This window comes from Streptomyces thermovulgaris (genome assembly GCF_002155915.1).
Classification (GTDB): Bacteria; Actinomycetota; Actinomycetes; order Streptomycetales; family Streptomycetaceae; genus Streptomyces; species Streptomyces thermovulgaris.
The window spans coordinates 1-8,114 of the sequence record NZ_MUME01000035.1 but is presented as its reverse complement, the minus strand read 5'-3'; the positions used below and the strand labels follow the sequence as shown (position 1 = coordinate 8,114).

Genomic DNA, 8,114 nt, shown 5'->3' with positions numbered 1-8,114 from the left:
GCTGCCCGGCCTCGCCGACGGCACCCGCACCATGGCCTTCGGCATCACCGAGCCCGACGCCGGCTCCAACTCCCACCGCATCACCACCACCGCCCGCCGCGACGGCGACGACTGGCTGCTCACCGGCCGCAAGGTGTTCATCTCCGGGGTCGACATCGCCGACGCCGTCCTGATCGTCGGCCGCACCGAGGACGCCCGCACCGGACGTCTCAAGCCCTGCCTGTTCATCGTCCCGCCGGACGCCGAGGGCTTCCAGCGGCGGCCCATCGACATGGAACTGCACGCCGCCGAGAAGCAGTTCGAGCTCGTCCTGGACGACGTCCGGCTGCCCGCCGACGCGCTCGTCGGCGGAAGTCCCTCCCACGCCCCCGGCGGAGAGGACACGGGGCTGCTGCAACTGTTCGCCGGACTCAACCCCGAACGCATCATGACGGCCGCCTTCGCGATCGGCATGGGCCGCTACGCCCTGGCCCGCGCCGTGGAGTACGCGCGCGAACGCACCGTCTGGAAGACGCCCATCGGCGCCCACCAGGCCATCGCCCACCCGCTCGCCCAGGCCCACATCGACCTCGAACTCGCCCGTCTGATGACCCAGAAGGCCGCCCACCTGTACGACGCCGGGGACGACATGGGCGCGGGCGAGGCCGCCAACATGGCCAAGTACGCGGCCGGGGAGGCCTGTGCACGGGCCGTCGACCAGGCCGTGCACACCCTGGGCGGCAACGGTCTCACCCGCGAGTTCGGACTCGCCTCCCTGGTGACCGCCGCACGGGTGACCCGCATTGCCCCGGTGAGCCGGGAAATGATTCTCAACTACGTCTCCCACCAGACCCTGGGCCTGCCCAAGTCGTACTGAGACGTGCTGAGCCGCACCGAGCCCCACTGAGCTGAGCCGTACTGAGACGTCCGCCGGCGTGCGAGGAGGAACCGTGTTCCGCAGCGAGTACGCAGACGTTCCGGCCGTGGAGCTGCCCATCCACGAGGCCGTGCTGGGGCACGCCGACCGGTTCGGCGACGCCCCCGCGCTGATCGACGGCACGGACGGCACCACTCTCACCTACGAACAGCTGGACCGCTTCCACCGGCGTATCGCCGCCGCGCTCGCCGAGGCCGGCATACGCAAGGGCGACGTCCTCGCCCTGCACAGCCCGAACACGGTGTCCTACCCCGTGGTCTTCTACGCCGCCACGCGCGCGGGCGCCTCGGTCACCACCGCCCACCCGCTCGCCACGGCCGAGGAGTTCGCCCGGCAGCTGAAGGACTGCGCGGCCCGCTGGATCGTGACCGTCTCCCCGCTGCTCAAGACGGCGAAGCGGGCCGCCGCCCTCGCGGGCGGGGTCGAGGAGATCTTCGTCTGCGACAGCGCGGACGGACACCGCTCGATCATCGACATGCTCGGCTCCACCGCCCCCGAGCCGGAGGTCGCCATCGACCCGGCCGAGGACGTGGCGGCGCTGCCGTACTCCTCGGGGACCACCGGAACCCCCAAGGGCGTGATGCTCACCCACCGGCAGATCGCCACCAACCTCGCCCAGCTCGACCCCGCGATCACGACCGGCCCCGGCGACCGCATCCTCGCGGTGCTTCCGTTCTTCCACATCTACGGCCTCACCGCCCTGATGAACGCCCCTCTGCGGAAGGGCGCCACCGTCGTCGTCCTGCCCCGCTTCGAGCTGGACACCTTCCTCGCGGCCATCCAGAACCACCGCATCACCAACCTGTACGTGGCCCCGCCGATCGTCCTCGCCCTCGCCAAGCACCCGGCCGTGGAGCGGTACGACCTGTCGTCGCTGCGGTACGTCATCAGCGCGGCGGCCCCCCTGGACGCCCGGCTGGCGGCGGCCTGCTCACAACGGCTCGGACTGCCGCCGGTGGGCCAGGCCTACGGCATGACGGAACTGTCCCCGGGCACCCATGTCGTCCCCCTGGACGCCCTGCACAAGGCGCCGCCCGGCACCGTCGGCCGGCTGATCGCCGGCACCGAGATGCGCATCGTCTCCCTCTCCGAGCCCGGCAGGGACCTCGGCGCCGGCGAGGCCGGAGAGATCCTGATCCGCGGACCGCAGGTGATGAAGGGCTACCTCAACCGGCCCGACGCCACCGCCGGGATGATCGACGCCGACGGCTGGCTGCACACCGGCGACGTCGGATACGTGGACCGCGACGGCTGGCTGTTCGTCGTCGACCGGGTCAAGGAACTGATCAAGTACAAGGGCTTCCAGGTGGCCCCCGCCGAACTGGAGGCCCTGCTGCTCACCCATCCGGACATCGTGGACGCCGCCGTGGTCGGCAGCCACGACGCCGACGGCAACGAGGTGCCGCACGCATACGTGGTGCGCCGGCCGGCCGCCGGCTCCCTCTCCGAGGGAGAGGTCATGATGTACGTCGCCGAGCGCGTCGCCCCCTACAAACGCGTCCGGCGCGTCACCTTCATCGACGAGGTGCCCCGCGCCGCCTCCGGGAAGATCCTGCGCCGGGAACTGCGGGAGCCGCGGAAGGCACCGGAAGCGGGAGCGGAGGAGACGCCGTGACCCTGGTCGGACGCACGCGCACGCGTGCCGTCGAAACGCTCAGCCTGGACTCGCCGGACAACCGCAACGCCCTGTCGGCGGCGCTCGTCGGCGAACTCGCCGCCGCACTGGCCGACTGCGCCGAGGACGACGAGGTCCGCGCGGTCGTCCTCACCCACACCGGCACCACCTTCAGCGCGGGCGCCGATCTGCGCGACCCTCCCCGCCCGGACGCCCTGACCGGCCTGCTGCGGCAGATCGTCGCCCTGCCCCGGCCGGTCGTCGCCCGTGTCGACGGGCACGTCCGCGCCGGCGGCCTCGGCCTGCTCGCCGCCTGCGACATCGCGGTCGCCTCGCACCGGGCCACCTTCGCCTTCACCGAGGTGCGCATCGGGGTCGCCCCCGCCGTGATCTCCCTGCCGCTCCTGCCCCGCGCCGACCCGCGCGCCCTGGCCCGCTACGTCCTCACCGGGGAGCGCTTCGACGCGGCCGAGGCCGTCCGGACCGGCCTGGTGACGGCCGCCGGGGACGACGTCGACGCCGTGCTGGAGCCGGTGCTCGACGGCCTGCGCCGCTCCAGTCCCCAGGCCCTGGCCGAGACGAAACGATTGCTCGCAGCTAGGGTGCTGGAAGCCTTCGACCGGGACGCGGCCGATCTGACCGCGCTCTCGGCCCGGCTGTTCTCCTCCGCACAGGCGCGCGAGGGCATGACGGCCTTCCTCGAACGACGGGATCCCTCATGGGTGGTGTGACCACACAGGTACGCGCGGGCCGCGCCGCACTCACGGACCGCACAGAACGCACGGACCGCGCCGAGCGCGTCCCCAAGCAGGACCGCAGCCGTGTCACCCGGCAGCGGCTCTTGCAGGCTGCCGTGGACTGCCTCGCCGAACACGGCTGGGCCGGCTCCACCGTGTCCGTGGTCGCCGAGCGCGCCGGGGTCTCCCGAGGGGCCGTCCAGCACCACTTCCCCACCCGGGAGGACCTGTTCACCGCCGCCGTCGAGTACGTCGCCGAGGAGCGGTCCACCGCCCTGCGGGCACTGTTCCCGCAGGGCGCGGCCGGCGACCGGCGGGCCGTGGTCGCCGCTCTCGTCGACCTCTACACCGGCCCTCTCTTCCGTGCCGCCCTCCAGCTGTGGGTCGCCGCCTCCAACGAGGACCAGCTGCGCTCCCGGGTCACCGAGCTGGAGGCCCATGTGGGCCGCGAGACCCACCGCATAGCGGTCGAGCTGCTGGGCGCGGACGAGTCCCGCCCCGGCACCCGCGAGACCGTCCAGGGCTTCCTCGACATGGCCCGCGGCCTGGGCCTGGCCAACCTCCTCACCGACGACACCGCCCGCCGCGAACGCATCGTGGCCCAGTGGACGACCCTGCTGGAGCAGGCGCTGGGCGGGGAGACCCCGCCCGGGGACCCGGCTCAGCGCACGAGGTCCTCGTAGCCCTCGACCTCCCGCGGGCTGCGCGGACCGGGACCCACGTAGCGGGCCGTCGGCCGCACCAGCCGCCCCGTCCGCTTCTGCTCCAGGATGTGCGCCGACCAGCCCGCCGTGCGCGCGCAGGTGAACATCGACGTGAACAGCTGCGGCGGCACCTCGGCGAAGTCCAGCACGATCGCCGCCCAGAACTCGACGTTGGTGGCCAGCACCCGGTCCGGGCGGCGGTTGTGCAGCTCCTCCAGGGCGGCCTTCTCCAGCGCCTCGGCGACCTCGTACCGCGGGGCGCCGAGCTCCCGGGCGGTACGGCGCAGAACGCGTGCACGGGGGTCCTCGGCCCGGTACACCCGGTGGCCGAAGCCCATCAGCCGCTCACCGCGGTCCAGGGTCCTCTTGACGTACCCCATGGCGTCCCCGGTCCGCTCGATCTCCTCGATCATGCCGAGGACGCGGGAGGGCGCACCGCCGTGCAGCGGTCCCGACATCGCGCCCACCGCGCCCGACAGGGCGGCCGCCACGTCGGCGCCGGTGGAGGCGATGACCCGGGCGGTGAACGTGGAGGCGTTCATGCCGTGCTCGGCGGCGGACGTCCAGTAGGCGTCGATGGCCGCCACATGCTTGGGGTCCGGCTCGCCCCGCCAGCGGATCATGAACCGCTCGGTGATCGAGTTCGCCTTGTCGATCTCCCGCTGCGGCACCATCGGCAGCCCCTGCCCGCGCGCCGACTGGGCGACGTACGACAGCGCCATCACGGCGGCCCGCGCCAGGTCCTCGCGCGCCTGCTCCACGTCGATGTCCAGCAGCGGTTTCAGTCCCCACACCGGGGCGAGCATCGCCAGCGCCGCCTGGACGTCCACCCGGACGTCACCGGAGTGCACGGGGATCGGGAACGGCTCGGCGGGCGGCAGGCCCGGGTTGAAGGAACCGTCGACCAGCAGCCCCCAGACGTTGCCGAAGGAGACATGGCCGACGAGGTCCTCGATGTCGACGCCCCGGTACCTCAGGGCGCCGCCCTCCTTGTCCGGTTCGGCGATCTCCGTCTCGAACGCGACGACTCCCTCGAGTCCGGGTACGAAATCGGACATCAGGCGGCTCCTCGTGGATCTGTGCGACAGATGGGGCGATGGGGGGACGGTGGCCGGGTCGGGTGTCGGAGAGGTCGGAAGCGGGTGTCCGCCGGTCGGGTCCACGGCCGGGAGCTGGTCACTCGCGGGTCGTACGCGGGCCGTGGGCGGGCACCCCGGTGAGGACCGTGCCGGTGGCCGTCACCGCACCGGTACGGCAGCAGCACCATAACGCCGGGTGCCACGGAAAGGGAGGTCCACCGGCACCCGGTGCCAGTCACGGGGGCGGTCACCAGGCCGCTCACCGGGCGGGTCACCGGGCCGGTCGACGGGCCGTCCGCCGACCCGGGGCACCCCGCAGGGATGCCGCTGCGGTACGGCAGTATGACCGCGTGACCGACCGAACCGACCGAACCCACCGGGAAGCCGGAGAAGCCGAGGAGACCGCTCCCTTCGACCTCGCCTCCATGCGCAAGCACTACCGGGAGGAGGGCCTGACCGAGGCGGACCTGGCCGAGACCCCCGTGGCCCAGTTCGCCCGCTGGTTCCGGCAGGCCGCCACCGAGGGCCGGCTGTTCGAACCCAACGCCATGGTCGTCTCCACCGCGGACGCCGAGGGCCGGCCCAGCTCCCGCACGGTGCTGCTGAAGTCCTTCGACGAACGGGGCTTCGTCTTCTACACCAACTACAGGTCCCGCAAGGCGCGCGACCTCGCCCAGAACCCGTACGTCTCCCTGCTCTTCCCCTGGCACCCCATGGCCCGCCAGGTCATCGTCCAGGGCGTGGCCCACCGCACCGGCCGCGACGAGACCGCCGCGTACTTCCGCACCCGTCCGCACGGCTCCCAGCTGGGCGCCTGGGCCAGCAACCAGTCCGCGGTGGTCGCCACGCGCGAGGAGCTCGACGCCGCCTACGCCGAACTGGCCGCCCGCTATCCCGAGGGCGAACAGGTCCCCGTCCCGCCCCACTGGGGCGGCTTCCGCGTCGTCCCCCATGCGGTGGAGTTCTGGCAGGGCCGCGAGAACCGGCTGCACGACCGTCTGCGGTACGTCGCCGAGGCGGACGGAGGCTGGCGGGTGGAGCGGCTGAGCCCCTGAAAACCCTGAACCGGGCCCCTGGGCCCCTGAAAGGCCCCTCGAGCCCCTGGAGGGGCTGAAAGGCCCCTGAGCGGGCCGTCGTCCGCGGGGAAGGGGTGCGCACACGGACAACCCGCGGGCTCGGATCCCCCGCCTGGCGGCGGAGGAGCCGGCCGGACCTACCGGCGAGCCCGCGGGTCGGGTGACTGTGTGGATTGGGCCGGCTGCACGCGTCTCTCACGTGCCGGCCCGGCACTGCACTGGAGTGTGGTGACGGGCCGCTAGCCCGCAGCCACCTCGCGTGTCCGGGTTTCACTCATGTACCCGATCACCTCCTTCCCGCGTGCGTCACACCCTAGGAAGCGGCCAAGAGCCAATCAACCGGTTTTACGGGTTGTTGACCGCTCTGCCGGAAACCGGGCTTCCGTCCCCGTCTCGTCCCCGCTCAGGGGCTTTTCTCCGTCGTCCGCAGCGCCGCCAGGTCCAGGGCCGCGGCGATGTGCGCGGCCACGCTCTCGGCGTAGACCGTGTCGGGGCGTGCGAAGGGGGAGCGGGCGGAGCCGCGCAGGAACGTCACGACGCCCAGGGTGCGCCCGCGGCTGCGCAGCACCGTGCACAGGGCGTGCACGGTGTCGGCCGGCCACTGGTGGGCCTCGGCCCACGCACGTGCCCGCTCGGGCGGGACGGCGCCGGCGGTGGCCCGCACGGAGCCGACGCGGTCGACGCACTGCAGGGCGGGATGACCCTCGGCATAGCGGACGGGCAGACCGGACCGCCCGGTGAACGGACCGGGGCCGGAGCCGTCGGCCGGGGCGGCCGCGACACGCACCAGCCGGACCGGCGCCGCCGCCTGCTCGTCGGCCGGGGCGGCCCGCCCGTCCGCCACACGGTCGATCAGGGCGTGGTCGGCGAAGCCGGCGAGGGCGAAGTCGAGATGGACGGCGGCGGCCTCGGCGGGGTCCTCGCACTCGGCGGCGGCGCGGGCGGCCCGGTGCAGCTGATTGCTGCGGAACCGCAGCAGGGACGCCTCCTGTTCGGCCTGCCTGGCCTCGGTGACGTCGGCGAAGAGCCAGGCGACGCCGAGCGGCACCGGTTCCTCGGCGAGCGGGGAGGAGAGCCGGACGAACCCGCTGCGCCAGCAGCGCCGCCTGCCGCCCCGCGGGGTGCGCACGCTCACCCGGATGTCGGCGGGGGCGGGCGGGGTGCCCTCCGCGAGGACATGGGTGAGCGCGCTCTCGAGTTCCTCCACGCCCTCGGAGAGCAGTTCACCGAGCGGCCGGCCCAGGACCGCCGTGCGCCCGGTGCCGAAGGCCCGGGCGGCATGGGCGTTGACCACGGCGGGCCGCAGATCGGCGTCGACGAGGACGACCCCCCAGGAGGCGTCCTGGAACAGGGCCTCGCTGAGCGCGATGGACCGCTCGAGGTCGATCTGCGTGTGCACCTCGCTGAAGGCGCAGTACAGCCCGGCGGGCCTGCCGTCGGGGCCGCGCACGGCCGCGGACTGGGTGCGCACGAGGACGCGACCGCCGTCCTTGGTGAGCAGCGCGAACTCGTGCACCTGCCGTCCGGGGGCGTGCATGGCGGCCATCAGCCGCCCCTCGACCTCCTCGGCGTCCGCGGTGCGCACGGCCCAGCCGGCCAGGCCGCGCCGGCCGACGGCCTCGGCCGCGGTCCAGCCGAGGATGCGCTCGGCCTCGCGGTTCCAGTGGGTGACGACCCCGTCGGCGTCGAAGGCGCACAGAGCGGCGTCCATGCCGTCGAGGAGGGCGGCGAGCAGATCGGAGCCGTCGTGGCCGGCGGGGCGGTCCGCGTCCGGCGGACCGCCCCGCTCCGGTTCGGGCTCGTCCGGTCCCAGTTCGTCGGTGGCCCCACTTCGCGGGGAAGCACTCACCTGGACTCCCTGCAGGCTGCGTCCGCGCGTACGGCGCGTCGGATCGGTCACTGGCTGTCATTCAACTTCAACGTGACCCAGGGCACACCGGGTTTCCGCAACATCGAGGACGACATCGAGGACGACATCGAGGACGAC

At 73.3% G+C, this 8,114-nt stretch carries 7 protein-coding genes; 5 read left to right on the top strand and 2 right to left on the bottom strand.

What is annotated here, in order from left to right:
• The 4 genes from CCN35_RS04335 to CCN35_RS04320 all read left to right on the top strand — a co-directional run.
• The coding region (locus CCN35_RS04335) for an acyl-CoA dehydrogenase family protein (protein ID WP_143631373.1) at nt 1-856 on the top strand (856 nt) is incomplete at its 5' end.
• 73 nt (nt 857-929) lie between these two features.
• Nucleotides 930-2,531 carry a 4-coumarate--CoA ligase family protein gene (locus CCN35_RS04330; RefSeq protein ID WP_067395964.1) on the top strand — a complete coding sequence of 534 codons (1,602 nt, stop codon included), beginning with the start codon at nt 930-932 and terminating at the stop codon, nt 2,529-2,531.
• Nucleotides 2,528-3,262, top strand: coding sequence for an enoyl-CoA hydratase family protein (locus tag CCN35_RS04325; protein ID WP_067395967.1), 735 nt, complete (start codon nt 2,528-2,530; stop codon nt 3,260-3,262). The genes CCN35_RS04330 and CCN35_RS04325 overlap by 4 nt, the downstream gene beginning before the upstream one ends.
• Nucleotides 3,250-3,951, top strand: a complete 702-nt coding sequence (locus tag CCN35_RS04320; RefSeq protein WP_079129770.1) for a TetR/AcrR family transcriptional regulator — start codon at nt 3,250-3,252, stop codon at nt 3,949-3,951. Before CCN35_RS04325 ends, CCN35_RS04320 begins: the two co-directional genes overlap by 13 nt.
• Here the strand turns inward: CCN35_RS04320 and CCN35_RS04315 are convergent.
• The gene (locus CCN35_RS04315; protein ID WP_086791565.1) at nt 3,930-5,030 is read right to left on the bottom strand and encodes a citrate synthase 2; all 1,101 of its coding nucleotides are present in this window, start codon (nt 5,028-5,030) and stop codon (nt 3,930-3,932) included. The two genes, CCN35_RS04320 and CCN35_RS04315, sit on opposite strands and share 22 nt — an antisense overlap.
• 446 nt (nt 5,031-5,476) lie before the next feature.
• Here CCN35_RS04315 and pdxH point away from each other — a divergent pair, with 446 nt between their 5' ends.
• The gene (pdxH, locus tag CCN35_RS04310; RefSeq protein WP_067396150.1) at nt 5,477-6,106 is read left to right on the top strand and encodes a pyridoxamine 5'-phosphate oxidase; all 630 of its coding nucleotides are present in this window, start codon (nt 5,477-5,479) and stop codon (nt 6,104-6,106) included.
• Nucleotides 6,107-6,530: 424 nt separating this feature from the next.
• On the opposite strand, the gene CCN35_RS04305 is transcribed toward pdxH, so the two are convergent.
• A complete protein-coding gene (locus CCN35_RS04305) occupies nt 6,531-7,976 on the bottom strand; it encodes a PAS domain-containing protein (RefSeq protein WP_067396152.1) in 1,446 nt (481 codons plus the stop codon).
• Nucleotides 7,977-8,114: the final 138 nt, after the last annotated feature.

Bases quoted from the DNA above. Each gene is read 5' to 3' on its own strand.
- CCN35_RS04320 (WP_079129770.1), top strand. From the start codon at position 3,250: ATGGGTGGTGTGACCACACAGGTACGCGCGGGCCGCGCCGCACTCACG.
- CCN35_RS04315 (WP_086791565.1), bottom strand. From the start codon at position 5,030: ATGTCCGATTTCGTACCCGGACTCGAGGGAGTCGTCGCGTTCGAGACG.
- pdxH (WP_067396150.1), top strand. From the start codon at position 5,477: ATGCGCAAGCACTACCGGGAGGAGGGCCTGACCGAGGCGGACCTGGCC.